The organism is Streptomyces sp. NPDC086989 (genome assembly GCF_044745505.1).
Lineage (GTDB): Bacteria > Actinomycetota > Actinomycetes > Streptomycetales > Streptomycetaceae > Streptomyces.
Map to the genome: position 1 here is coordinate 201,694 of NZ_JBIVAL010000004.1, position 24,146 is coordinate 225,839.

The window sequence follows — 24,146 nt, forward strand, 5'->3', positions numbered from 1 at the left end:
CCATCCAGACACACCGACGCAGAAGATCCTGACACCGGGGTAATCCGTGAAAAAGCTCTCCGCACGACGACGCCATCCGCTGGCGGCGGTCGTCGTTCTACTCCTCGCGCTGGCGGCCACTGGGGGGCTGTACGCCGCCTTCGCCCCCGCGGGCAAGGCGCAGGCCGATGAAACCGCCCAGTCCCTCGCCATCGACGAGGGCAAGAAGCTCTACGCCGTGAGCTGCGCAAGCTGCCACGGAGCCAGCGGTCAGGGTTCCACTGACGGCCCCAGTCTGGTCGGCGTCGGCTCCGCGGCCGTCGACTTCCAGGTGAGCACGGGCCGCATGCCCGCCCAGCAGCCCGGCGCGCAGGTGCCGAAGAAGCCGGTCGTCTACGACCAGGCCCAGATCGACCAGCTGGCCGCGTACATCGCCTCCCTCGGCGCCGGCCCGATCACGCCGACCGAGAAGCAGTACGACCCGGCGGGTGCCGACATCGCCAAGGGTGGTGAGCTGTTCCGCAACAACTGCGCGCAGTGCCACAACTTCACCGGCGAAGGCGGCGCACTGACGAACGGCAAGTACGCCCCCAACCTCGAGGGCGTCGAGCCGAAGCACATCTACGAGGCCATGCTCACCGGCCCGCAGAACATGCCCTCCTTCCCGGACAGCACCATGCCGACGAAGGAGAAGAAGGACATCATCGCGTACCTCCAGCACGTGAACGGCGAGAAGTCGGTCAGCCCTGGCGGCCTGAAGCTCGGTGGCCTCGGCCCCGTCTCCGAAGGTCTGTTCGGCTGGATCTTCGGCCTGGGTGCGCTGATCGCTGTCGCCGTCTGGGTCGCGGCCCACACCGCTAAGGCCAAGAAGTCATGAGTAGCCAAGACATTCCCGAAGAGAAGCACCTGCCGAGCGAGCAGGGCGACGCGCACCACGGTGGCGTAGCAGTCGCGGACGATCCGTTCGCCGACCCGGGCCTGCCGGTCCACAAGCCCCGTATCCAGGACATCGACGAGCGGGCCGCGAAGCGCTCCGAGCGCACCGTGGCGATGCTGTTCACGCTGTCGATGCTGGCCACGATCGGCTTCATCGCCTCGTACGTCATCATTCCGGTCGACAAGATCGTCTACATCTTCCCGATCGGGAAGGTGAGCGCGCTCAACTTCGCCCTCGGTCTGACCCTGGGCGCCGCGCTCTTCTGCATCGGCGCGGGCGCGGTCCACTGGGCCCGCACCCTGATGTCCGACGTCGAGGTCGCCGACGAGCGCCACGAGATCGCGGCGTCGCCGGAGGTCAAGGCGAAGGTCCTGTCGGACTTCGCCGACGGTGCCAACGAGTCCGGCATCGCCCGTCGTCCGCTGATCCGCAACACGATGCTGGGCGCGCTGGCCATGCTGCCGCTGTCCGCCGTCATGATCATGCGCGACCTGGGCCCGCTGCCCGAGGACAAGCTGCGCAAGACCGTGTGGGCCAAGGGCAAGCTGCTCATCAACGACAACACGAACGAGCCGCTGCGTCCCGAGGACGTCCAGGTCGGTTCGCTGACCTTCGCCCGGCCCGAGGGCCTGGAGGAGGAGCAGCACGACTTCCAGACGCAGATCGCCAAGGCTGCCCTGATGATCGTCCGGATCAAGCCGGAGGACATCAAGGACAAGCAGGAGCTGGAGTGGTCCCACGAGGGCATCGTGGCCTACTCGAAGATCTGCACCCACGTCGGCTGCCCGATCAGCCTGTACGAGCAGCAGACGCACCACGTGCTCTGCCCGTGCCACCAGTCCACCTTCGACCTCTCCGACGGCGCCCGTGTCATCTTCGGCCCGGCCGGCCACGCGCTTCCGCAGCTGCGGATCGGCGTGAACGGCGAAGGCTTCCTTGAAGCGCTCGGCGACTTCGAAGAGCCCGTCGGTCCTGCATTCTGGGAGCGCGGATGAGCACTGCCACCGATTCGAAGCGCAAAGCGCCGGCCGGCGAGCGGGTAGCCGACTGGGCGGACGGCCGCCTGGGCATCTACAGCCTGGCCAAGTCCAACATGCGCAAGATCTTCCCGGACCACTGGTCCTTCATGCTGGGTGAGATCTGCCTCTACAGCTTCATCATCATCATCCTCACGGGTGTGTACCTGACGCTGTTCTTCCACCCGAGCATGAACGAGGTCGTGTACCACGGCTCGTACGTGCCGATGCAGGGCGTCCAGATGTCCGAGGCCTTCGCCTCGACGCTGGACATCAGCTTCGACGTCCGCGGCGGTCTGCTCATCCGGCAGATCCACCACTGGTCGGCGCTGATCTTCGTCGCCGGCATGGTCGTGCACATGATGCGCGTCTTCTTCACCGGCGCGTTCCGCAAGCCGCGCGAGGTCAACTGGATCTTCGGCTTCCTGCTGCTGGTCCTCGGCATGTTCACCGGCTTCACCGGTTACTCCCTGCCGGACGACCTGCTCTCGGGTACCGGTGTCCGCTTCATGGAGGGCGCGATCCTGTCCGTGCCGATCGTCGGCACGTACATCTCGTTCTTCCTCTTCGGCGGCGAGTTCCCCGGCGGCGACTTCGTCGCCCGGTTCTACTCGATCCACATCCTGCTGCTGCCCGGCATCATGATGGGCCTGCTGGTGGCCCACCTGATCCTGGTCTTCTACCACAAGCACACCCAGTTCGCGGGTCCCGGCAAGACGAACAACAACGTCGTCGGCATGCCGCTGCTGCCGGTCTACATGGCCAAGGCCGGAGGCTTCTTCTTCCTGGTCTTCGGTGTCATCGCGGCCATCGCGGCGATCGCCTCGATCAACCCGATCTGGGCGCTCGGCCCGTACCGCCCGGACCACGTGTCCACCGGTGCGCAGCCCGACTGGTACATGGGTATGCCGGAAGGCCTGATCCGTGCCATGCCCGGCTGGGAGATCAACCTGTGGGGCCACACGCTCGTCCTGGGCGTGTTCGTCCCGCTGCTGCTCTTCCCGCTGGTGCTGGGCTCGATCGCCGCCTGGCCGTTCATCGAGTCCTGGGTCACCGGGGACAAGCGCGAGCACCACATCCTGGACCGCCCGCGCAACGTCCCGACCCGTACGGCCTTCGGTGTCGCCTGGATCGCGGAGTACATCGTGCTGCTGATCGGCGGTGGAAACGACATGTTCGCGCAGTACTTCCACCTCTCGATCAACAACATCACCTGGTTCGTCCGGATCGGCTTCTTCGTCGTCCCGGTCCTCGCGTTCATCGCCACCAAGCGCATCTGCCTCGGCCTCCAGCGCCGGGACCACGACAAGGTGCTGCACGGTCGCGAGACCGGCATCATCAAGCGCCTGCCGCACGGTGAGTTCGTCGAGGTCCACGAGCCGCTCTCGCAGGGCAAGCTGCACACGCTCACCGCGCACGAGCAGTACAAGCCGGTCGAGATCGGCCCGACGGTCGACGAGAACGGCGTCGAGCGCAAGGTCGGCCGCATGGAGAAGCTCCGCGCGAAGCTCAGCAAGGGCTTCTACGCCGAGAACAACCAGATTCCGAAGCCCACGGTGGAGGAGTACAAGGAGATCCAGAGCGGCCACGGCCACCACTGATCCCACCTGAGGGGCTGATTCAGGTCAGTCCCGGTGTCGCCACGGCGAGAGCCCCGTCCAGTGTCTGGACGGGGCTCTTTGCCGTCCCCGGGGCTGGATAGGCTGATCTCCTTCCCATTCGAGTGGGCCCCGGGACCGGGTGGCCGACGGACAGCAGGAGCGGACCATGAACGTTGCGACCCCGGCAGGCGGCGACAGCGTGGCGGCCGGCAGCTGGCCGGGTCTCCTCGACGCCCTGCTGACCGGTCAGGACCTGCGCGCCGAGGAAACGGCCTGGGCCATGGACCGGATCATGCGCGGCGAGGCCACCGACGCCCAGATCGCCGGTTTCGCGGTGGCACTGCGGGCCAAGGGGGAGACCGTCGCGGAGATCAACGGCCTCGTCCGGTCCATGTACGGGCACGCCAACCTGATCGAGGTGCCGGGCCGGACGGTGGACATCGTCGGCACCGGCGGCGACGGGGCCAAAACGGTGAACATCTCGACGATGTCGTCGATCGTGGTGGCCGGTACGGGCGCCAAGGTGGTCAAGCACGGCAACCGCGCCGCGTCCTCCGCGAGCGGGTCCTCGGACGTGCTGGAGAAGCTCGGCGTCAACCTGGACCTCACCCCGGCGCGGGTGGTCGAGGTCGCGGAGCAGGCCGGCATCACCTTCTGCTTCGCGGTGAAGTTCCACCCGGCGCTGCGGCACGTGGCCGCGGCCCGCAAGGAGCTGGGCATCCGGACCACCTTCAACTTCCTCGGCCCGCTGACCAACCCGGCGCGGGTGCGGGCGCAGGCCACGGGCGTGGCGGACCCGCGGGTGGCGCCCATCGTGGCGGGCGTGCTGGCGGAGCGCGGCTCCTCGGCGCTGGTGTTCCGCGGCGACGACGGCCTGGACGAACTGACGACCACGGCCACCTCCCGGGTGTGGTGGGTCCGCGACGGCCGGGTGGACGAGCAGCCGTTCGACCCGCGTGACGTGGGCATCCCGCTGGTCGACGTCTCGGCGCTGCGCGGCGCGGACGCCTCGTACAACGCGGACGTCGCCCGCCGCCTGCTGGCCGGCGAGACCGGCCCGGTCCGCGACGCGGTCCTGCTGAACTCGGCGGCGGCCCTGGTGGCGCTGGACCCGGGCACGGGCTCCCTGGAGGACGAGATCCGCGCGGCGATCACCCGCGCGGCCGAGTCCATCGACTCGGGGGCGGCGAAGGCGGCCCTGGACCGCTGGGTGGCAGCCAGCAACGCATAGGCCCCCGGCTACGGCGCCCATGACCCCGGTCCAGCATGCGGACCGGGGCCTTGTGCGCCGGGGATCTTGTGGCAGGATGCTGACCAGGTCACGAGTGACAGCGTTTCGGCCCCGGCTTGCTGTCCGGCAACCCTCCTTCCGTGGCGGGGTGCCCCGGGTGATGACCAGGTCGTAGCCACAAAGGCCTACGGCAAGCGCGGATCCCTCGACACCAGGGGTCCTGGTCTCCCGAGGAGCTTTTCCGTGAGCAAGCGAATGCGATAGGGCGACTCCGCCCCTTCTTCACCCTCCGTGCGGCCCCGAGTCGTCCGCGCGTCGAGGCAACTCCCGTACCACTGGCACACGTGCATCCGCGTACCCGCGCGCCGTGCATCCGTGCACCCACGTACGGGCCCTCCGAAGCCATTCAGCCTGTCCTGCCGGGAGATACCGCCATGTCCACGTACCCGAACACCGTCGTCGCCACCACCGCCTCCGCCGTGCCCCCCACCGCCGGCCCCGCCTGTGCCCGGCCGCTGCCGGTCCTCGGCCGGGACGTGACCGTCCCCCTCGTCACCGGCGGCGAGGTCACGTACGCGGCCCTGGACTACGCGGCCAGCGCCCCCGCCCTCCAGCGGGTCTGGGACGACGTCGCCGCGTACGCCCCCTACTACGGCAGCGTCCACCGCGGGGCCGGGTACCTCTCCCAGCTCTCCACTGACCTCTTCGAGCAGAGCCGGGCCACCGTCGCCGAGTTCCTCGACTGCCGGCCCGCCGACCAGGTGGTCTTCACCCGCTCCACCACCGACTCGCTGAACCTGCTCGCCGCCGCACTCCCCGCGGACTGCGAGGTGTTCGTCTTCGAGACCGAGCACCACGCCTCGCTGCTGCCGTGGACGAACGCCCAGGTCACCTACCTCGACGCCCCGCGGACCCCGGACCAGGCCGTCGAAATCCTGGAGCGCGCGCTCGCCGACCGCGAGCCTTCCCCGGGCTCCCTGCCTCGCTCGGGCAGGGGAGGCCCCCAGGGCCCGGCCCTGGTCTGCGTCACCGGCGCGTCCAACGTCACCGGTGAACTGTGGCCGGTGAAGGAGCTCGCCGCGGCCGCGCACGCCCACGGCGCGCGGATCGTCCTGGACGCCGCCCAGCTGGCCCCGCACCACCCCGTCTCCGTACAGGAGCTGGACGTGGACTGGGTGGCCTTCTCCGGGCACAAGCTGTACGCGCCGTTCGGCTCGGGCGTGCTGGCCGGCCGCGCGGACTGGCTCCAGCAGGCGCAGCCGTACCTGGCCGGCGGCGGCGCCTCCCGCAAGGTCGCCCGTCGCGAGGACGGCGGCGTCGACGTCGAGTGGCACACGACGGCCGCCCGCCACGAGGCCGGCTCCCCGAACGTCATCGGCGTCTACTCCATCGCCTCGGCCTGCAGGGCCCTGACCGAGGCCGGCTTCGAGGACCTCGTCGCCCGCGAGCGGCACCTCATCGCGAAGGTCCGCGAAGGCCTGGCCGAGGTCCCCGCCGTGCGCGTGCTCTCCCTCTTCGGCGACGACGCCCCGCGCGTCGGCGTCATCTCCTTCGTCGTGGGCGGCTGGAACAGCTCGCACTTCGCTGCCGCGCTGTCGGCGGAGTACGGGATCGGCGTCCGCGACGGCCTGTTCTGCGCCCACCCGCTGGTCCGCACCCTGCTCGGCAGCGAGCCGCAGGCCCAGGGCGAGTGCGGAGCCCCGGAGGCCGGCCCGGGCGAGCTCGCCCAGACTTCGTCCGGGGGGACCCCCACCCTCAACGCCATCCGTGTCAGCTTCGGCGCCGGTACCCCCGACGAGCACGTGGAGCGGTTCGTGCGGGCCGTCAAGGAGCTCGTCGCGGACGGCGCCAAGTGGCAGTACCGCACCGAAGAGGGCCGCTGCGTCCCGGCGGTGTGACACGCTGCCGACCATGACGTGCGGGGCCCGGTACCGGCCGTCCGCGCGAGCGTGGGCAGGCCGCTGCCCGGTGGGGCCGGGGCGCGGCCCGGTGCGGCGCGACCGGAGTGGCCCTGGGCCGGAAGTGGCGGGTTTCGGAGCGGGGTGACGGGCGGGGGCGGGCGCCGGGGTCCGCGCATACGTCGCCCGCATCGGCGGTGGCCTCGCCGGATACCTGCGCGGCTGCGTCTTCCGGCCGGCCGACGGCCGGGTGGCGCCGCCCGGCGGGAGTCTTCCGGGACCGTGACCCGGCCCGGAGTGTCGGGCTACGCGCTACGCGTCCAGGCCGATGGCGAAGGCCGCTTCCAGGTCGTGCTGGGAGTAGGTGCGGAACGCCACGTGGGTGTCCGTCGCCTCCACGCCCGGGATCTTGCTGATGCGGCCCGGGATGATGTCCGCCAGGTTCTCGTGGCGGGCCACGCGGACCAGGGCGATCAGGTCGTACGTCCCGGTGACGGAGTAGACCTCGCTGACACTGTCCAGCGCGGCGATGGACTCGGCGATCTCGGGGATGCGGTCCACGCTGGTCTTGATGAGCACGATCGCGGTGATCACGGCTGGCTGTCTCCCTCGGTGGCCGTCGCTGGTCGCCTCACTCTAGTCGTACGCCGATAGCGCACCCACGCGTAGACGAAGCCCAGCGAGAAGCCCACGACGTGGGCCAGGTACGCCACCCCCGGACCGCTCCCCGCGCGGTGCGCCGCCAGCCACTGCAGGCCGAACCAGAACATCAGCACGATCCACGCGGGGAACCGCAGCGGCAGGAAGAAGAGGAACGGGAACAGGCTCGTCACCCTCGCCCGGGGGAACAGGCACAGGAACGCGCCCAGGACCGCCGAGATCGCGCCCGACGCGCCGACCAGGGTCTGGGCCGAGGCGGCGTTGGCCGCCGCGTACGCCGCCAGCGCCAGGTAACCCGTACAGATGTAGAAGGCCAGGAACTCCGGCCGCCCCATCCGCTCCTGCGTCATCACGCCGAAGACGTAGAGGAAGAGCATGTTGCCGAGCAGGTGGAGCCAGCTGCCGTGCACGAACAGCGCGGTGAGCGGAGTCAGCAGGGCCCGCGCGGAGCCGCCGAACAGTTCGTCCGGGACCACGCCCCAGCGCCGGAAGTACGCGGTCCCCGTCTCCAGTAACCCTTGGCCCGTCCCGTACGAGGGATTCAGCCCCGAAGCCGGGCCGAGCAGGAACACCGCGCAGCAGCCGGCGATCAGTGCGTGGACGACCACCGGGCCCCGCGCGGCCTCCCGGAGGGCCTGCCACCTTACGATCATGCGATCGAGCATGACCCAAGCGGACCCGCCCCGGGCACCGGCAGGCCGTAGGGTTACGTGCTGCGGTCCGCCGATTGACGCGGACGGCGGCTTTAATTGAAAGCACTACGAAGGAGAGAGCGGCCTGATGACGGTTCCCCTGCCGACCGACACCACCCGGTGGCGCTGCACGCTGTGCGGCAACCTCACGCGTTTCGACGTCACTCGTTCGTCGAAGGTCGTCGAGTACGTCCACCTGGATCTCGCCGGGGAGCCCAAGGTCGAGGAGCGCGAGGTGGTCAATGAGACCATCGAGTCGGTCCGCTGCCGCTGGTGCAACGCGGTGGACCAGATCGAGCTCGTGGACAGGCCGGGCGCGGACTCCTGAAGGAGCCGGGCCCACAGTAGATCACGGTAGGGGTGACGGATTGTGGAGCCAGCAAGCGGCGCTGAGCCGGCCGGTGCGGCCGGCGACGCCGCCGAGGTGCTCGACCGCCCGCTGCCGGAAGGCGTGCGGCGCCGGGTCGTCGCGCTCGTCTCGGACGCCTTCGGCGGCCTGACGGTCGCGGACCTCCCGGCACAGCTGCGCCAGTACGCCCGGTTCACCCCGACCCGGCGCGCCAAGTTCGCGGGCAACGCGATGGCCGCCGCCGTGGAGACGGACGCCGTGTTCCGCGGCCGCGTCGCCGAGAAGCTGCGCGAGGCCCAGGCCGAACTGGCCGGTGCGCTGGAGTCCGGCGCACCGCCGGCCGCCGCGGACCCGCTGGACGTGGCGGCCGCCGCGTACGTGCTGCGGCCGGTCGGCTGGGTGAAGCTGGTGGCCGCCGCGGGCGAGGAGGCGCAGCGCGCCGACGCCGAGCGGGTCGGCGAGGAGACCCGGCGCGAACTGGACCGGCTCCGCGAGGAACTGGCGCACGCCCGGGACGTACAGCGGCTCGGTGGAGAGCAGGTGCGGGCCGAGCTGGACGCGGCGCGCAGGGAAGCGGAATCGCTTCAGCGCAAGCTGCGCAGTGCCCAGAGCGACGTGAAGCGCGGGGAGGCGGCCCTGCGCAAGGTCACCGCCGAGATCGACGGGATCCGCGGCGAGGCGGCCGCGCAGGTGGCGGCCGCCGAGAGCGAGAGCCGGCGCCTGAAGTCCCGCCTCGCCGAGGTGGAGGCGGCGCTGGAGACCTCCCGCCGGGCCACCCGCGAGGGCCGCAGCGTCGAGGACATGCGGCTGCGGCTGCTGCTCGACACCGTGCTGGACGCGGCCCAGGGGCTGCGCCGCGAGCTGGCGCTGCCGCCGGTGTCGACGCGGCCGGCCGACACCGTGGACGCGGTGGAGCCGGGCCGGATGACACCGAAGGACATCGCGGCGCGGGCGCTGTCGGAGACCGATCCGGCGCTGCTGGACCAGTTGTTGGCGCTGCCCCAGGCCCATCTGGTCGTCGACGGCTACAACGTGACGAAGACCGGCTATCCGACGATGCCGCTGGAGAAGCAGCGGCTGCGGCTGCTGGGCGGGCTGTCGATGCTGGCCGCGCAGACCGGCGCGGAGATGACCTGCGTCTTCGACGGTGCGGAACTGGCGGCCCCGGTGCTGCTCGCGCCGCCGCGCGGGGTGCGGGTGCTGTTCTCCAAGCCGGGGGTGACGGCGGACGAGCTCATCCGCCAGCTGGTGCGCGCGGAACCGCCCGGCCGGCCCGTGGTCGTGGTGTCCACCGACCGCGAGGTGGCCGACGGTGTGGCGAAGGCCGGCGCCCGGCCGGTTGCGTCCGCCTTGTTGCTGAAGCGGCTTTCGCGCGTTTCGTAACTCCTCGGCGGTATGCCCGATTTGGTGGGGCGGTTGGGGAACGTACCGTCAAGTGCCCTGCACGGAGCGTGGGCTGTTGGTAAAGAACCTGGTCGGGGGGCCACTTTTTTCCCGGCAGGATTTGAACTGATCACAGCAAGGTCACTAAGGTCACCTCAAACCTTCGTGCGGTAAGTCACTCATTCGGGGTGACGGCGGAGGCGCGCTGCCGAGCCTTGCGACCGTCTTCGGCGGCTCCAGGAATGAAGGAGCTCGCGTTCGTGGCGTCCCACCGTCGACCCAAGCCGCCGACCCGCACCCGCGTGAGCGTGCTCACCGCCCTCGCCACCGCGGCCGTCGCCCTCTCCTCCCAGTCGGCCATGGCCGCCCCGGACAAGCCGAGCAAGGACGAGGTCAAGAGCAAGGTCGACGCCCTCTACGAGGAGTCCGAGCAGGCCACCGAGAAGTTCAACGGGGCCAAGGAGCGCCAGGACCAGCTGGAGAAGGAGATCTCCCAGCTCCAGGACCGGGTCGCGCGCGGCCAGGACGAGCTCAACAGCCTGCGCAACACGCTCGGTTCGATGGCCACCGCCCAGTACCGCGGCGGCGGCCTCGACCAGTCCGTGCTGCTCCTGCTGTCCGACGACCCGGACGGCTACCTCGACAAGGCCTCCACGCTCCAGCAGTTGAGCGGCAAGCAGGTCGAGGCGATATCGAAGATCCAGGCCAAGCAGCGCAGCCTCGCGCAGCAGCGCCAGGAGGCCACCGGCAAGCTCGCCGACCTCGAAGCCGTCCGCAAGGAACTCGCCGAGAAGAAGTCGGCCGCCCAGGCCAAGCTCGCCGACGCCCAGGCCCTCCTCAACACCCTGACCGCGGACGAGCGCAGCCAGCTCAAGAGCGACGCGGCCAAGGACGGTCAGGCCGCCGCGGACGCCGCCGGCGGGGGTGCCAAGGGGGGTGCGGTGAAGGGCTCGGGCCGGGCCGGCGCGGCCCTCGCCGCGGCGATCACCCAGAAGGGCGACCGCTACCACATGGGCGACACGGGTCCCGACTCGTGGGACTGCTCGGGCCTGACCCAGTGGGCCTACGGCCAGGCCGGCGTCGACATCAGCCGCACCACCTACACGCAGGCCAACGACGGCACGCGCATCGGCATGAGCGAACTCCAGCCCGGAGACCTGGTCTTCTTCTACAGCGACCTGCACCACGTGGGCCTCTACGCGGGCAACGGCCAGGTCTTCCACGCCTCCAACCCGACCGGCGGCGTCCGCTACGAGGCCATGAAGAACATGCCCTTCCAGTTCGGCGTCCGCGTCGGCTGACCCGTTCTCCCCGGCCCGGGGAGACGCGCCGCACACCGCCCATCCGGGCGAATTCCGCGGCCCCGCTGTGACCACACGCCCCGCCGGTGACCTGCGTCTCCGGCGGGGCGTCGGCGTGCACGCCCTCCGGCGGTCGTTGGCCGGTGCGTGGTGGCGCGGTTACTGTCTGCCAGCGCGGAACCCGGCACACGTCCGTCCACGGAGGGCGGACCCGGGCCCGCGCAGCGGAAGGGAGCGGTTCCACGTGGCGTCCCATCGCCGGACCGGGCTCGGCAGCCTCGACCGGAACACCAAGGTCACCGTCCTCGCCGTCGCCGCAACCGCCGCGGCAGCCATGACGGGGGCGACGGCGAGCGCCGCCCCGGCCCTGCCGCAGGAGCCCCCGGCCGGTGCCCGCGCCCAGGTCGACCGGCTCTTCGAGGAGGCCGAACAGGCCACCGAGCGCTACAACCGGGCGGGCGAGCGGGCCGAGCGGCTGCGCACCGAGATCGACCGCGTCCAGGACGCGCTGGCCCGCGGCCAGGACCGCATCAACACCATGCGCGGCGTCCTCGGAGCCTTCGCCGGAGCCCAGTACCGCTCCGGCGGCATCGACCCCGCCGTCCAGCTGATGCTCTCGAACGACCCGGACGAGTACCTCGACCGGGCCTCCCAGCTGGACAGGCTGACGGACCGGCAGGCCCGGCAGCTCGACGAACTGCGCAAGGAGCAGCGCCGACTGGGCCAGCAGCGCCACGAGGCCTCGCAGAAGCTGTCCGAACTCGACACCGTCCGCGCCGACGTGGCCCGCCAGAAGCGCGCCGTCACCGCCAAACTCGCCGAGGCCCGCCGGCTGCTCAACGCCATGCCCTCGCAGGAGCGGGCCGACTTCGAGCGGGCCTCGCGCTCCGGCGACCGGCCCGGGGGACTGCCCGACCTGGGCGCGGCGGTCCCCTCCTCGGGGCGGGCCGCCGCCGCCGTGATGGCCGCCCGGTCCGCCGTCGGCCGCCCCTACGTCTGGGGCTCCACCGGGCCCTCCGGCTTCGACTGCTCCGGGCTGATGGTGTGGTCGTACCGGCAGGCGGGCGTCTCCCTGCCGCGCACCTCGCAGGCCCAGCGGTACGCCGGCCGCCGGGTCCCGCTCTCGCAGGCGCAGCCCGGCGACCTGGTCACGTACCGCTCGGACGCCAGCCACGTCGGCATGTACGTCGGCAACGGCCAGGTGGTCCACGCCCCGTACCCGGGGGCGCGGGTGCGGTACGACCCGGTCGGGATGATGCCGGTGTCCTCCGTCACCCGGCCCTGACGCGGCCGTGCGTACGATCGACGGATGTCCCCGCTCCGCCGGCTCCTCGTACGCGCACTGCCGCTCCTGCTGAGCGTGCTGCTCACGGGGTGCGGTGCGTCCGTCGCGCCGGACGCACCCGGCACCGCCGAGCGGGACGTCCGGGAGGCCGTCGCCGCCTGGTCGCGGACCCCGCCCGCACAGCTCGCCGGGATCCCCCTGGAGGGATGGGCGTACGAGGTCTCCGCGGTCAGCCGCAGCGGCGACCGGGCCACCGCCCGGGCACAGCTGCACTACCGGCTCACCGGCTACGACAAGGCCCCCGCGGGTTCGGCGCGCGAGGTGCGGCTGAGCCGCGACGGCGGCCGCTGGCGGGTCAGCGGGGACGGCCCGGCGCCGGGTGCCCCGCCCGAGCTGTGGGACCAGGGGCCGGTGGCGGTGGTCCGGGGTGCGCACTCCCTGGTGCTGGGCGGCGGGCAGGACGCCGGGACGCTGTCCGCGGTCGCGGCGGAGGCCGACCGGGCGGTGCCCGCGGTGAGCGCCGGCTGGCCGCGGCCGTGGGCGGGCCGGGTGGTGGTGCTGGTACCGGCCTCACTGGAGCGGATGGCGCAGCTGCTGGGCCGTCCGGCCGCCGAGTACCGGGGCATGGGGGCCGTGACGACGGGCCGCGTCGGCGCGGCCGCGGCCCCCGCCGACCGGGTCGTCGTCAACCCCAAGGGGTGGGCGGAGCTCAGCGGGGCGGGGCGCGGGGTCGTCCTCACCCACGAGGTCACCCACGTGGCCACCCGCGCCGCGACCACCGCCCGGACCCCGCTGTGGCTGTCGGAGGGCCTCGCCGACTGGGTGGCGTACCGCGGCACCGCCACCACCCCGCAGCAGGCCGCGCCGGCCCTGGGCCGGGCCGTACGCCGGGGCGTGCTGCCGGGGGCGCTGCCCGCCGACGGGGAGTTCGCCTTCGGCGGCGACCCGGAGGCGCTGGCCCGCGCGTACGAGGGCGCCTGGCTGGCCTGCCGGCTGATCGCGTCCCGCTGGGGCGACGCCGTGCTGGTCCGCCTGTACGAGCGGGCGGGCCGCGAACCCCTGGCGAGCGCCCTGGAGGAGACCGTCGGCGGCGATCCGCCCGGTCTGACCCTGGCCTGGCAGGCGGCCCTGCGCCAGGAGCTGGGCGCGCCCTGAAGGCCTTCCCCGCCCGGCTCGCGGCCGGGGAGGGAGGGTGCGGGGGCGTCCGGTACTTTGGCTGGCGATGCACAAGACGCTGATCGTGACCAACGACTTCCCGCCGCGCCCGGGCGGCATCCAGGCCTTCCTGCACAACATGGCACTGCGGCTGGATCACGACCGGATCGTCGTCTACGCCTCCACCTGGAAGCACGGTGCCGAGGGCCGGGAGGCCACGGCGGCCTTCGACGCCGAGCAGCCGTTCCAGGTCGTGCGCGACCGGACGACGATGCTGCTGCCGACCCCGCGGGTGACCCGGCGGGCGGTCGGGCTGCTGCGCGAACACGGCTGCGAGTCGGTGTGGTTCGGGGCCGCGGCCCCGCTGGGTCTGATGGGCCCGGCACTGCGCCGGGCCGGCGCCCGGCGGATCGTGGCCACCACCCACGGGCACGAGGCCGGCTGGGCGCAGCTCCCGGCGGCCCGGCAGCTGCTGCGCCGGATCGGCGAGGGCACGGACACGCTGACGTACCTGGGGGAGTACACGCGCTCGCGGATCGCCTCGGCGCTGACGGACCGGGCGGCGGCGCGCATGGTGCAACTCCCGCCGGGGGTGGACGAGAAGACCTTCCACCCCGGGTCGGGCGGTGACGCGGTCCGGGCCCGGCTGGGGCTGTCGGACCGGCCGGTGGTGGTGTGCGTCTCGCGGCTGGTCCCGCGCAAGGGGCAGGACACGCTGATCGAGGCGATGCCACGGATCCTGGCCGCGGTGCCGGACGCCGTGCTGCTGGTGGTGGGCGGCGGCCCGTACGAGGCGGACCTGCGGGCGCTGGCGGCCTCCACGGGGGTCGCGGACGCCGTGGTCTTCACGGGCGCCGTCCCGTGGGGCGAACTGCCCGCCCACTACGGCGCCGGGGACGTCTTCGCGATGCCCTGCCGGACCCGGCGGGGCGGGCTGGACGTGGAGGGCCTGGGCATCGTCTACCTGGAGGCCTCGGCGACGGGCCTGCCGGTCGTCGCGGGCGATTCGGGCGGCGCGCCGGACGCGGTACTGGAGGGCGAGACGGGCTGGGTCGTCCGCGGCGGTGTCCCCGAGGACGCGGCGGACCGCGTGATCGCCCTGCTGCGGGACCCGGAGCTGCGCCGGCGCATGGGCGAGCGCGGCCGCGCCTGGGTCGAGGAGAAATGGCGCTGGGACCTGCTGGCGGACCGCCTGCGCGACCTGCTCTGACACTCCGCGCAGCTGCCGGGTGGCTGCGCCGACGCTCCCGCAGCTGCCAAGTGGCTGTCCCGACGCTCCCGCCGGCCGCCTCGGGCGTGCGGCCGCGGGGCCCACGGAGCCCCCGCCCCCGCCCGCCCCAGCCGCAGGGCCGGACGGCGCCCCCGCCCGCGCCAGCCGCGGGGCCGCACGGCGCCCGCGCCCCTCCGTGCCGGTGGCCGCGTCGGTCAGGGCGGCCGGACGGTGCGCGGCACCGCCAGGTGATCCTTCGCCACACCTGACTGTTCCTCAGATGTCTGTCAACACCGCCTCTGGGTGGACGGCCTGATTCCGCCCATGATGCGGCCATGACACCTCAGCTGACGCGCCGTCACTTCCTGGGTATCGGCGCCCTCCAGACCGCCGCAGCCCTCGGCTTCACCCGCATAGGGCTCCAGTCGGCCGCCGCCGCCGAGCCCCCCGCCGCGCAGTACGCCCCCGCCATCGTCGTGGGCTCCGGCTACGGCTCGGCGGTCGCCGCCCTCCGGCTCGGGCAGGCCGGCGTACGCACCGTCGTCCTCGAAATGGGCCGGCTCTGGAACACCCCCGGCCCCGACGGCAAGGTCTTCCCCTCCACGTCGGCGCCCGACCAGCGCTCCATGTGGTTCCGCACCCGTACCGAGGCCCCGCTCGCCCAGTTCCTCTGGCTCGACGTCGTCAACCGGGACATCAGTCCGTACCCCGGCGTCCTCGACCGGGTGAACTACGGCGACATGTCCGTGTACGTCGGCCGCGGCGTCGGCGGCGGCTCCCTCGTCAACGGCGGCATGGCCCCGACCCCGCGCCGCTCCTACTTCGCCGAGGTGCTGCCCCAGGTCGACGCCGACGCGATGTACGGCACCTACTACCCGCGCGCCCGCGCCGCGCTCGGCGTCAACGACATCGACCCGGGCTGGTTCGAGTCCACGGAGTGGTACCGGTTCGCCCGGATCTCCCGCAAGCACGCCCAGAACACCGGCCTGAAGACCACCTTCGTGCCCAACGTGTACGACTTCTCGTACATGCAGCGCGAGGCCGCGGGCACCGCCACCCGCTCGGCGCTGGCCGGCGAGGTCATCTACGGCAACAACCACGGCAAGAAGAGCGTCGACAAGACCTACCTCGCGGCCGCGCTCGGCACGGGCAACGTCACCATCGAGACCATGCAGCGCGTCGTCGGCGTCCGCCAGGACCCCGCGGGCGGCTACGTGCTCACGGTGCAGACCGGTGATCTGACGGGGAGGGTCACCCAGGTCAGGGAACTCGGCTGCAAACAGCTCTTCCTCGGCGCCGGCAGCCTCGGCACCACCGAGATCCTGCTGCGCGCCCGCGAGCGCGGCACCCTGCCCGCGCTCAGCGAGAAGGTCGGACTCGGCTGGGGCCACAACGGCAACGTGATGACCGCGCGGGCCAACCACCTCTGGGACACGGTCGGCGCCAACCAGGCCACCATGCCCGCCCTGGGCATCGACGACTGGGACAACGCCGCCAACCCGGTCTTCGCGGAGATCGCCCCGCTGCCGATGGGCTTCGAGCACTGGATCTCGATGTACCTGGCCATCACCAAGAACCCCGAGCGCGGGCACTTCACGTACGACGCCGCGAGCGACTCGGCGCGGCTCAACTGGCGGCGGGACCAGAACACCCCGTCCGTCCAGGCCGCCAAACGCCTCTTCGACCGGATCAACCGGGCCAACTTCACGATCTACCGGTACGACCTGTTCGGCGACAACAGGAACTTCGCCGACAACTTCACGTACCACCCGCTCGGCGGCTGCGTCCTGGGTGACGCGACCGACGACTACGGCCGCGCCAAGGGCTACCGGGGGCTGTACGTCGTCGACGGCTCCCTCGTCCCGGGCTCGCTCGGGGTGAACCCGTTCGTCACCATCACCGCACTCGCGGAGCGGAACATGGAGAGGATCCTTGCCGAGGACCCCCGCTGATCACCCGGAGGGGCGATCAGCCCCGGTACAGGGCCTCGATCTCGTCCGCGAAGTCCTTCGCCACCACATTCCGCTTGAGCTTCAGCGAAGGCGTGATGTGACCCGACTCCTCCGTGAACTGGGAGGGCAGAATGCGGAATTTCCGCACCGATTCCGCCTTGGAAACCGCCGCGTTGCCGTCGTCCACGGCCTTCTGGACGGCGGCGATGAGGTCCGCGTCCTGGCGCAGCTCCGCCGCCGTGACCCCGGCCGGCTTGCCGTTCTCCGCGGCCCAGCGGCCCAGGAACTCCTCGTCGATCGTGACCAGCGCGGCCACGAACGGCCTCGCGTCGCCGACCACCATGCACTCCGCGACCAGCGCGTGCGCCCGGATCCGGTCCTCGATCACCGCGGGGGCCACGTTCTTGCCGCCCGCCGTGACGATGAGCTCCTTCTTGCGACCGGTGATCGTCAGGTAGCCGTCCTCGTCGAGGGTGCCGACGTCGCCGGTGTGGAACCAGCCGTCGGTCAGCGCCTCCGCGGTCGCCGTCTCGTTCTTCCAGTACCCGGTGAAGATCTGCTCGCCGTGCAGCAGCACCTCGCCGTCGTCCGCGATGCGCACCACGGAGCCCGGCATGGGCTGGCCGACCGTACCGATCTTCTGCTTGTCCCACGGGTTGAAGGTGGTCGCCGCACAGGACTCGGTCAGGCCGTAGCCCTCCAGGACCGTGAAGCCGATGCCGCGGAAGAAGTGGCCGAGCCGCTCGCCCAGCGGGGCGCCGCCGGAGATCGCGTACTCGCCGCGGCCGCCGAGGACGGCGTGCAGCTTGCTGTAGACCAGCTTCGAGAAGACCTTGTGCTTGAGCTTGAGCCCGAACGACGGGCCGCGCGGGGTGTCCAGCGCACGGCTGTAGGCGATGGCCGTGTCGGCCGCCGCATCGAAGATCTTCCCCTTGCCCTCGGCCTGCGCCTTGGCGCGCGCCGAGTTGTAGACCTTCTCGAAGACCCGGGGGACGCCGAGGATCAGCGTGGGGCGGAAGGACTGCAGCTCGTCGGTGAGGTTCTTGATGTCGGGTACGCAGCCCAGGCGGATCGGCGCCAGGACGGCCGCCACCTCCACGAGCCGCCCGAAGACGTGCGCGGCCGGCAGGAACAGCAGCACCGAGCACTCGCCGGTCTTGAACAGCGGGCTCAGGCGCTCCACCGCGTTGCCGCACTCCGCGAAGAAGTTGCGGTGGGACAGCACGCAGCCCTTGGGGCGGCCGGTGGTGCCCGAGGTGTAGACGATGGTGGCCGGGTCGTCGGCGTTCGCCAGCGAGCTGCGCGCGTCGACCTCGGCGTCGGTGACGTCCGCACCGGCGGTCTTCAGCGTGGCGAGCGCGCCCTGCTCGATCTCCCAGACCTCGCGCAGCTCCGGCAGCCGGTCGCGCAGCGAGGCCACGGCCGCGCTGTGCCCCGGGCTCTCGACGACGGCGGCGACCGCGCCGGAGTCGCCGAGGATCCACTGGATCTGCTCGGGCGAGCTGGTCTCGTACACGGGGACGGTGACGCCGCCGGCCGTCCAGATCGCGAAGTCGACGAGCACCCACTCGTAGCGGGTGCGGGAGACGAGCGCGACGCGGTCGCCGGGCCGGACGCCGGCCGCGATCAGACCCTTGGCGACGGCGCGCACCTCGGCGAGGAACTCGGTCGCGGTGACGTCCTGCCACCGGCCGTCGACCTTGCGGGCCATGACGGCGGTGTCGGGATGCTGGGCGGCGTTGCGGCGGATGAGATCCGTCAGGTTCCCGTCCGACGGGACCTCGTACAGGGCCGGAAGGCTGAACTCGCGCAAGACTGCTGCTCCTCTGGGCGCCATCGCCACCATGTGGACCGACCGGACGTTACCCACCGGTAGTGGGTTCCGGATAGGGGGAACCGGCCAGATGTTCCGTGCGTCACATGACGCGGCCGTGCCATGCCGACAGTAGTCGACCCCTCGGAGGACTCGGAAGTAACCGCAGGTAGGCCGCCTGTGCCACCCGCTCTACCCGCATCCCCCGGGCCCCCCTAGGGTGGAGCGCATGGGTGGCAGGAAAAGCAGCACGCGGGTCCATGTCGTCAGCGACGTCCACGGCAACGCCGAGGCCCTCGCCCGGGCCGGAGAGGGCGCCGACGCCCTGATCTGCCTCGGCGACCTCGTGCTCTTCCTCGACTACGCCGACCACTCGCGCGGCATCTTCCCCGACCTGTTCGGCGTCGAGAACGCCGACCGGATCGTGGAGCTGCGCACCGCGCGTCGCTTCGACGAGGCCCGGGACCTCGGGCGGCGGCTCTGGGCCGGCCTGGACCGCGAACAACTGATCGAGGGCGCCGTGCGCCGCCAGTACGCCGAGATGTTCGCCGCGTTCCCCCACCCCACGTACGCCACCTACGGCAACGTCGACATCCCCGGTCTGTGGCACGAGTACGCCGCCCCCGGCACCACCGTCCTCGACGGGCAGCGGGTGGAGATCGGCGGCCGCGTCTTCGGCTTCGTCGGCGGCGGACTGCCCTCCCCGATGCGCACCCCGTACGAGGTGGACGAGGAGGAGTACGCCGCCAAGGTCGAGGCCCTCGGCGAAGTCGACGTGCTCTGCTCGCACATCCCGCCGGAGGTGCCCGAGCTCTGCTACGACACGGTCGCGCGCCGGTTCGAGCGCGGCAGCGAGGCCCTGCTCGCCGCGATCAGGCGGACCCGCCCCCGGTACGCGCTGTTCGGGCACGTGCACCAGCCGCTCGCCCGGCGGATGCGGATCGGCGGCACGGAATGCGTGAACGTCGGGCACTTCGCCGCCACCGGAACGCCCTGGGCCCTGGAGTGGTGACCCCCACACGCACGGTAGCCTGCACGCGGCGGCCGTAGGCCGCACACTTCCTCGAACTCCCCCAGCCACCGCTGGGAGGTACCCCCAGCCTGGAGGGCGGACTGCCATGGCCGAACACACCAGCTCGACCATCACGATCGAGGCGTCGCCGGCCGACGTGATGGCCGTGATCGCCGACTTCGCCCGCTACCCCGACTGGACCGGCGAGGTGAAGGAGGCCGAGGTGCTGGCCACCGACTCCGCGGGCCGCGCCGAAAAGGTCCGGCTGCTGCTCGACGCCGGCGCCATCAAGGACGACCACACCCTCGCCTACACCTGGAAGGGCACGGACGAGGTCAGCTGGACCCTGGACAAGTCGCAGATGCTGCGCCAGCTCGACGGCTCCTACCGGCTCGCCCCCCTGGAGGGCGGCAAGCGCACCGAGGTCACCTACCAGCTGACCGTCGACGTCAAGATCCCGATGCTGGGCATGATCAAGCGCAAGGCCGAGAAGGTCATCATCGACCGCGCCCTGGCCGGCCTGAAGAAGCGCGTCGAATCCACCGAATCTGCCTGAGGCGCGGGGCCGGGGCCAGGACCCGGGTCCGGACGGAGCCCCGCTCCGCCGGTGCGCACGAGGAGCACCTGCACCATGCACACACTGTTGATCACCGGTCCCGGCGGGGCCGGCCGGACCACCGTCGCCGCGGCGACGGCCCTCGCCGCCGCACAGGCCGGGCAGCGGGTGCTGCTGCTCTCCGGCGACCCGGGCGACCCCGTGGCCGCACTGGTCGGGGAGCCCGGCGGACAGCCCGTCCAGGCCGCGCCGGGGCTCACCGCCGTACCCGCCGACGGGGTCCTCGTGGCCCGCGTCGACTCCGGCGAGGAGTTCCGCGAGGAGCTCGTCGCCCTCCAGGAACGCGGATCCGCCCTGCTCGGCATGGTCGGGGCCCGGCCGCTGGGGGCCGAGGAGCTCACCGAGCTGCCCGGCGCCGAGCAGTTCGCCCTGCTCCGCGCCCTGCGCCGGGCCGCCGCCGCACCCGGCGTCGACCTCCTCGTCGTCGACATGCCGCCGCTGCACCGGGCCGTCGCCACCCTCGCCCTCCCCGCCCAGCTGCGCCGCTACCTGGCCCGGCTGCTGCCGGCCGAGCGGCAGGCGGCCCGCGCCCTGCGCCCCGTACTGGCCCAGCTGGCCGGCGTACCCATGCCCGCGCAGTGGCTGTACGAGGCCGCGGCGCGCTGGGACGAGGAGCTGGCCGCCGTCCAGGCCGTCGTCGAGGCCGACACCACCTCGCTGCGGCTGGTCGCCGAGCCGGGACCGGGCGCCGACGCCGCACTGCGCACCGGACTGCTCGGCCTCGCCCTCGAACAGCTCCCGGTCGGCGCGATCGTCGCCAACCGGATGGTGCCGCAGGGCTCGCCCGACCCCTGGCTGGCCGGGATCGCCGCCCAGCAGGAGAAGTACGCCGCCCAGTGGGCCGGTGACACCCCCGTGCTCCCGCTCGGCCACCTCGGGCGCGACCCCCTGGGACCGGAGGACCTCACCCGCCTCCCCGGCGCGGAGGCGCTCGTTCCGCAGGCTCCGGCGGAGGCGTCCCCGGCCCGCAGGGCCTGGGTCGTCGAGGACCGCCGCGCCGAGGACGGGGTACTCGTCTGGGTGGTACCGCTGCCCGGCGCCCACAAGCGGGACCTCGACCTCGTACGGCGCGGCGACGAGCTGCTGCTCGCGGCGGGCCCGTACCGCAGGATCGTTCCGCTGCCCTCGGCGCTGCGCCGCTGCACGGTCTCCGGCGCCGCCCTGGCCGACGGGGAGCTGCGCATCCGCTTCACCCCCGACCCGGACCTGTGGCCCCGCAGGCCCTGAACCGCGTACCCCCGTTCGGGTACCGTCGAAGGTAGTACGTACCGCACGCCCAGCAGCTGCCGCAGGAGAGTCCGCCATGAGCGAGGCCACCGACCGTCCCACCGACGACGACGCCTGGGCCAAGGCCTGCGCCGAGGACCTCGCCGCGGAACAGGAACGCCGCCGGGCCCGGCAGGGCGGCGCCGGCACCGGCACGGGCACCGCCGCAGAGGAACTGTTCAGGCTCTTCGAGGCCGTCGCGGACAAGGTCTCCGCGCTGAACAACCCGGTGCTCGGCGCCGCCGCCCAGGGCGCCGTACGACAGTTCGTCAACCAGGCGAAGGCAGCCGCCAAGCCCGTCGTCGAGCGCAACCCCGAGGTCTTCGACCACCTCGCGGCCGCCGGCTCCGAGCTGCTCGCCGCGTACCGCTCGGCCGTGGAGGGCCACGAACGCCGCTGGACCCGCGACGAGCCCGCCCCCGGCGCCCCCTCGGACCGGCCCTCCGGTGACCGTTCCGACCCCCGCGACGACCCCGGGGACGAGGGCGGAAGCGGCCCGACGCAGCGGATCGATCTCGACTGAGACCCTCAGGGGCGTCCGGCGGATCATGGCCGGGCCCGGGGGCCCGGCCGCGGTGGCTCTCTCCTCCGCCCTGCGATCCACGGCACCGCACCCCCCGGGCTTTCCGGCCCTGATCCGCCGGATGCCCCCTCGCCCTCGGGTACCGTTGGCCGTGGCGGGGTTTGACCGGAAACCGAGGGACTAATGGGACTCACCATCGGCGTCGACATCGGCGGCACGAAGATCGCGGCCGGCGTGGTCGACGAAGAGGGCACCATCCTTGAGACGTACAAGGTGCCCACCCCGCCGACCGCGGACGGAGTGACGGACGCGATCTGCGCCGCAGTGTCCGAAGTCAGCAGCAGCCACACCATCGAGGCCGTCGGCATCGGCGCCGCCGGATACGTGGACGACAAGCGCGCGACCGTGCTCTTCGCGCCGAACATCAACTGGCGGCACGAGCCGCTCAAGGACAAGGTCGAGCAGCGCATCGGCCTTCCGGTCGTCGTCGAGAACGACGCGAACTGCGCGGCCTGGGGCGAGTACCGCTTCGGCGCCGGCCAGGGCCACGACGACGTCATCTGCATCACCCTCGGTACGGGCCTGGGCGGCGGCATCATCATCGGCAACAAGCTGCGCCGCGGACGCTTCGGCGTGGCCGCCGAGTTCGGGCACATCCGGGTGGTCCCGGACGGCCTGCTGTGCGGGTGCGGGAGCCAGGGCTGCTGGGAGCAGTACGCCTCCGGCCGCGCGCTCGTCCGGTACGCGAAGCAGCGCGCCAACGCCACCCCCGAGAACGCGGCGGTCCTCCTCTCCCTCGGTGACGGCACCCCCGAGGGCATCGAGGGCAAGCACATCAGCGAGGCCGCACGGGCCGGCGACCTGGTCGCCATCGACTCCTTCCGCGAGCTGGCCCGCTGGGCCGGCGCGGGCCTGGCCGACCTGGCGTCGCTGTTCGACCCGTCGGCGTTCATCGTCGGCGGCGGGGTCTCCGACGAGGGCGACCTCGTCCTCGACCCGATCCGCAAGTCCTTCAAGCGCTGGCTGATCGGCGGCGCGTGGCGCCCGCACGCGCAGGTGCTCGCCGCGCAGCTCGGCGGCAAGGCCGGACTCGTCGGCGCCGCGGACCTGGCCCGCCAGGGCTGACGACGTTCGCCCACGCCGTTTCGTCGACGCCGGCGGCACGCGCCGTTCGCTCGCGCCGTTCGCTCGCGCCGTTCGCTCGCGCCGTTCGTTCACAGAACTGCCCGCCGCGCCCTCTGGGGCACGGCGGGCAGTCTGGCTATGTTGCCCTTCATGCTGCCGAACTCTGCGACGGAACCCGACGGCTCCGCGGTGATCCGTGTCCTCAGCTACAACATCCGCTCGATGCGGGACGACGAGGAGGCGCTGGCCAGGGTGATCCGCGCATGCGCCCCCGACCTGGTCTTCATCCAGGAGGCCCCGCGGTTCTTCCGCTGGCGCAAGCACGCGGCGCGGCTCGCCGCGAAGACGGACCTGGTGGTGCTGAGCGGCGGCGCCACCGCCGCGGGCCCGCTCCTGCTGTGCTCACTGCGGGCCTTCGTGGAACGGACCGAGGACGTCCTGCTCCCGCTGACCCCGGGCCGGCACCGGCGCGGCTTCGCCACGGCCGTGGTCCGCTTCGGGGGTGTGCGCGTCGCGGTGCTGAGCGCACACCTGTCGCTCGACGGGGCCGAACGCCGGGCCCAGGCGGACCTCCTCGTCGACCGCCTCACGGCGGCGGACGTCCCGTACGCCATCGCGGCGGGTGACATCAACGAGACCCCGTCCGACCCGGCGTTCCGCCGCCTCTCCACGGCCCTCCAGGACTGCTGGACGGTCTCCCCCTGGGGCGGCGAGCACACGTTCGTCCGCTCGGGGCCGCCCCGGCGAATCGACGCGATCTTCGCGACGCCCGGGGTGGAAGTCCTGGGCTGCGGCGTCCCCACGCCCCTGCCGGGCATCACGGAAACGGACCTCGGGGCGGCCACGGACCACCTTCCGGTGCTGGCCGCCCTCCGCCTCCCCGCGACCCGCAACCCGACGGCCCCGGCGCCCCCGACCACATCCGGCTCCACCGCGGCATGACACGCGGCCCCGCCCGGACCGCCCCTGCCCCCGCCTCAACGTCCCCCCGGCACAGCCTGGCCCCGGCGCAGCGGGGCCCTGAAACAGCCGGGCTTCCGGCACGGCCGCGCCCCGGCCCAGCCTGGCCCCTGGGACCGCGTGGCTCCGGCACAACCTGCCCCTGGCGCGGCGGTCCTCCGGCACAGGCAGGCCCCAGGCCC

21 protein-coding genes and 1 riboswitch are annotated in these 24,146 nt (G+C 72.5%); of the genes, 18 read left to right on the forward strand and 3 right to left on the reverse strand.

Translation table 11 applies throughout. The annotated features are described in order from the left end of the window. The first annotated feature begins 46 nt into the window (after window positions 1-46). The 5 genes from ACIPK4_RS10590 to ACIPK4_RS10610 all read left to right on the forward strand — a co-directional run bounded on the left by ACIPK4_RS10590 (window position 47) and on the right by ACIPK4_RS10610 (window position 6,662). Window positions 47-856 carry a c-type cytochrome gene (locus tag ACIPK4_RS10590; RefSeq protein WP_054225615.1) on the forward strand — a complete coding sequence of 270 codons (810 nt, stop codon included), beginning with the start codon at window positions 47-49 and terminating at the stop codon, window positions 854-856. Beyond that, window positions 853-1,911, forward strand: a complete 1,059-nt coding sequence (locus ACIPK4_RS10595; RefSeq protein ID WP_054225614.1) for a ubiquinol-cytochrome c reductase iron-sulfur subunit — start codon at window positions 853-855, stop codon at window positions 1,909-1,911. Before ACIPK4_RS10590 ends, ACIPK4_RS10595 begins: the two co-directional genes overlap by 4 nt. Beyond that, window positions 1,908-3,533: a ubiquinol-cytochrome c reductase cytochrome b subunit gene (locus tag ACIPK4_RS10600; protein WP_054225613.1), complete on the forward strand. Its 1,626-nt coding sequence runs from the start codon at window positions 1,908-1,910 to the stop codon at window positions 3,531-3,533. The genes ACIPK4_RS10595 and ACIPK4_RS10600 overlap by 4 nt, the downstream gene beginning before the upstream one ends. A gap of 166 nt (window positions 3,534-3,699) precedes the next feature. Next, window positions 3,700-4,764, forward strand: coding sequence for an anthranilate phosphoribosyltransferase (gene trpD / locus ACIPK4_RS10605; protein WP_054225612.1), 1,065 nt, complete (start codon window positions 3,700-3,702; stop codon window positions 4,762-4,764). A gap of 86 nt (window positions 4,765-4,850) precedes the next feature. Then, window positions 4,851-4,967, forward strand: a riboswitch (SAM riboswitch). 231 nt (window positions 4,968-5,198) lie between these two features. Continuing rightward, window positions 5,199-6,662 (forward strand): aminotransferase class V-fold PLP-dependent enzyme, encoded by a 1,464-nt coding sequence (locus ACIPK4_RS10610; RefSeq protein WP_402310978.1) that lies wholly within the window; start codon window positions 5,199-5,201, stop codon window positions 6,660-6,662. A 312-nt stretch (window positions 6,663-6,974) separates the two neighbouring features. Here ACIPK4_RS10610 and ACIPK4_RS10615 read toward each other — a convergent pair whose 3' ends face one another. After that, the gene (locus tag ACIPK4_RS10615; protein ID WP_008738815.1) at window positions 6,975-7,256 is read right to left on the reverse strand and encodes an Lrp/AsnC family transcriptional regulator; all 282 of its coding nucleotides are present in this window, start codon (window positions 7,254-7,256) and stop codon (window positions 6,975-6,977) included. Then, window positions 7,253-7,975 (reverse strand): rhomboid family intramembrane serine protease, encoded by a 723-nt coding sequence (locus ACIPK4_RS10620; protein WP_402310981.1) that lies wholly within the window; start codon window positions 7,973-7,975, stop codon window positions 7,253-7,255. Before ACIPK4_RS10620 ends, ACIPK4_RS10615 begins: the two co-directional genes overlap by 4 nt. A gap of 127 nt (window positions 7,976-8,102) precedes the next feature. On the opposite strand from ACIPK4_RS10620, the gene ACIPK4_RS10625 reads away from it, so the two are divergent. From ACIPK4_RS10625 to ACIPK4_RS10655, 7 genes are all read left to right on the forward strand, one after another. After that, complete coding sequence (locus ACIPK4_RS10625; protein WP_008738811.1) at window positions 8,103-8,342, forward strand: hypothetical protein; 240 nt, start codon at window positions 8,103-8,105, stop codon at window positions 8,340-8,342. A 39-nt stretch (window positions 8,343-8,381) separates the two neighbouring features. After that, window positions 8,382-9,746, forward strand: a complete 1,365-nt coding sequence (locus ACIPK4_RS10630) for an NYN domain-containing protein (RefSeq protein WP_054225611.1) — start codon at window positions 8,382-8,384, stop codon at window positions 9,744-9,746. 260 nt (window positions 9,747-10,006) lie between these two features. Further along, the gene (locus ACIPK4_RS10635; RefSeq protein ID WP_402310985.1) at window positions 10,007-11,047 is read left to right on the forward strand and encodes an NlpC/P60 family protein; all 1,041 of its coding nucleotides are present in this window, start codon (window positions 10,007-10,009) and stop codon (window positions 11,045-11,047) included. Between the two features lie 244 nt (window positions 11,048-11,291). Next, complete coding sequence (locus tag ACIPK4_RS10640) at window positions 11,292-12,332, forward strand: NlpC/P60 family protein (RefSeq protein WP_402310987.1); 1,041 nt, start codon at window positions 11,292-11,294, stop codon at window positions 12,330-12,332. A gap of 24 nt (window positions 12,333-12,356) precedes the next feature. Further along, complete coding sequence (locus ACIPK4_RS10645) at window positions 12,357-13,487, forward strand: hypothetical protein (protein WP_402310990.1); 1,131 nt, start codon at window positions 12,357-12,359, stop codon at window positions 13,485-13,487. 67 nt (window positions 13,488-13,554) lie between these two features. Continuing rightward, window positions 13,555-14,697, forward strand: coding sequence for a glycosyltransferase family 4 protein (locus ACIPK4_RS10650; RefSeq protein ID WP_402310992.1), 1,143 nt, complete (start codon window positions 13,555-13,557; stop codon window positions 14,695-14,697). A gap of 335 nt (window positions 14,698-15,032) precedes the next feature. Next, a complete protein-coding gene (locus tag ACIPK4_RS10655) occupies window positions 15,033-16,649 on the forward strand; it encodes a GMC oxidoreductase (RefSeq protein WP_402310995.1) in 1,617 nt (538 codons plus the stop codon). Window positions 16,650-16,665: 16 nt separating this feature from the next. On the opposite strand, the gene ACIPK4_RS10660 is transcribed toward ACIPK4_RS10655, so the two are convergent. Next, entirely contained in the window at window positions 16,666-18,462 is a 1,797-nt protein-coding gene (locus ACIPK4_RS10660; protein WP_402310998.1) for an AMP-dependent synthetase/ligase, read from the reverse strand. A gap of 229 nt (window positions 18,463-18,691) precedes the next feature. Here ACIPK4_RS10660 and ACIPK4_RS10665 point away from each other — a divergent pair, with 229 nt between their 5' ends. From ACIPK4_RS10665 to ACIPK4_RS10690, 6 genes are all read left to right on the forward strand, one after another. After that, window positions 18,692-19,474, forward strand: a complete 783-nt coding sequence (locus ACIPK4_RS10665) for a metallophosphoesterase (RefSeq protein ID WP_054225605.1) — start codon at window positions 18,692-18,694, stop codon at window positions 19,472-19,474. A gap of 106 nt (window positions 19,475-19,580) precedes the next feature. After that, window positions 19,581-20,030, forward strand: a complete 450-nt coding sequence (locus tag ACIPK4_RS10670; RefSeq protein ID WP_054225604.1) for an SRPBCC family protein — start codon at window positions 19,581-19,583, stop codon at window positions 20,028-20,030. A 75-nt stretch (window positions 20,031-20,105) separates the two neighbouring features. Beyond that, window positions 20,106-21,317: an ArsA family ATPase gene (locus tag ACIPK4_RS10675; RefSeq protein WP_402311002.1), complete on the forward strand. Its 1,212-nt coding sequence runs from the start codon at window positions 20,106-20,108 to the stop codon at window positions 21,315-21,317. Between the two features lie 76 nt (window positions 21,318-21,393). Continuing rightward, the gene (locus ACIPK4_RS10680; RefSeq protein WP_402311005.1) at window positions 21,394-21,879 is read left to right on the forward strand and encodes a DUF5304 domain-containing protein; all 486 of its coding nucleotides are present in this window, start codon (window positions 21,394-21,396) and stop codon (window positions 21,877-21,879) included. Between the two features lie 183 nt (window positions 21,880-22,062). Beyond that, entirely contained in the window at window positions 22,063-23,004 is a 942-nt protein-coding gene (locus tag ACIPK4_RS10685) for an ROK family glucokinase (protein WP_376196166.1), read from the forward strand. A gap of 150 nt (window positions 23,005-23,154) precedes the next feature. Next, the gene (locus ACIPK4_RS10690; protein WP_402311008.1) at window positions 23,155-23,946 is read left to right on the forward strand and encodes an endonuclease/exonuclease/phosphatase family protein; all 792 of its coding nucleotides are present in this window, start codon (window positions 23,155-23,157) and stop codon (window positions 23,944-23,946) included. Window positions 23,947-24,146 lie beyond the last annotated feature (200 nt).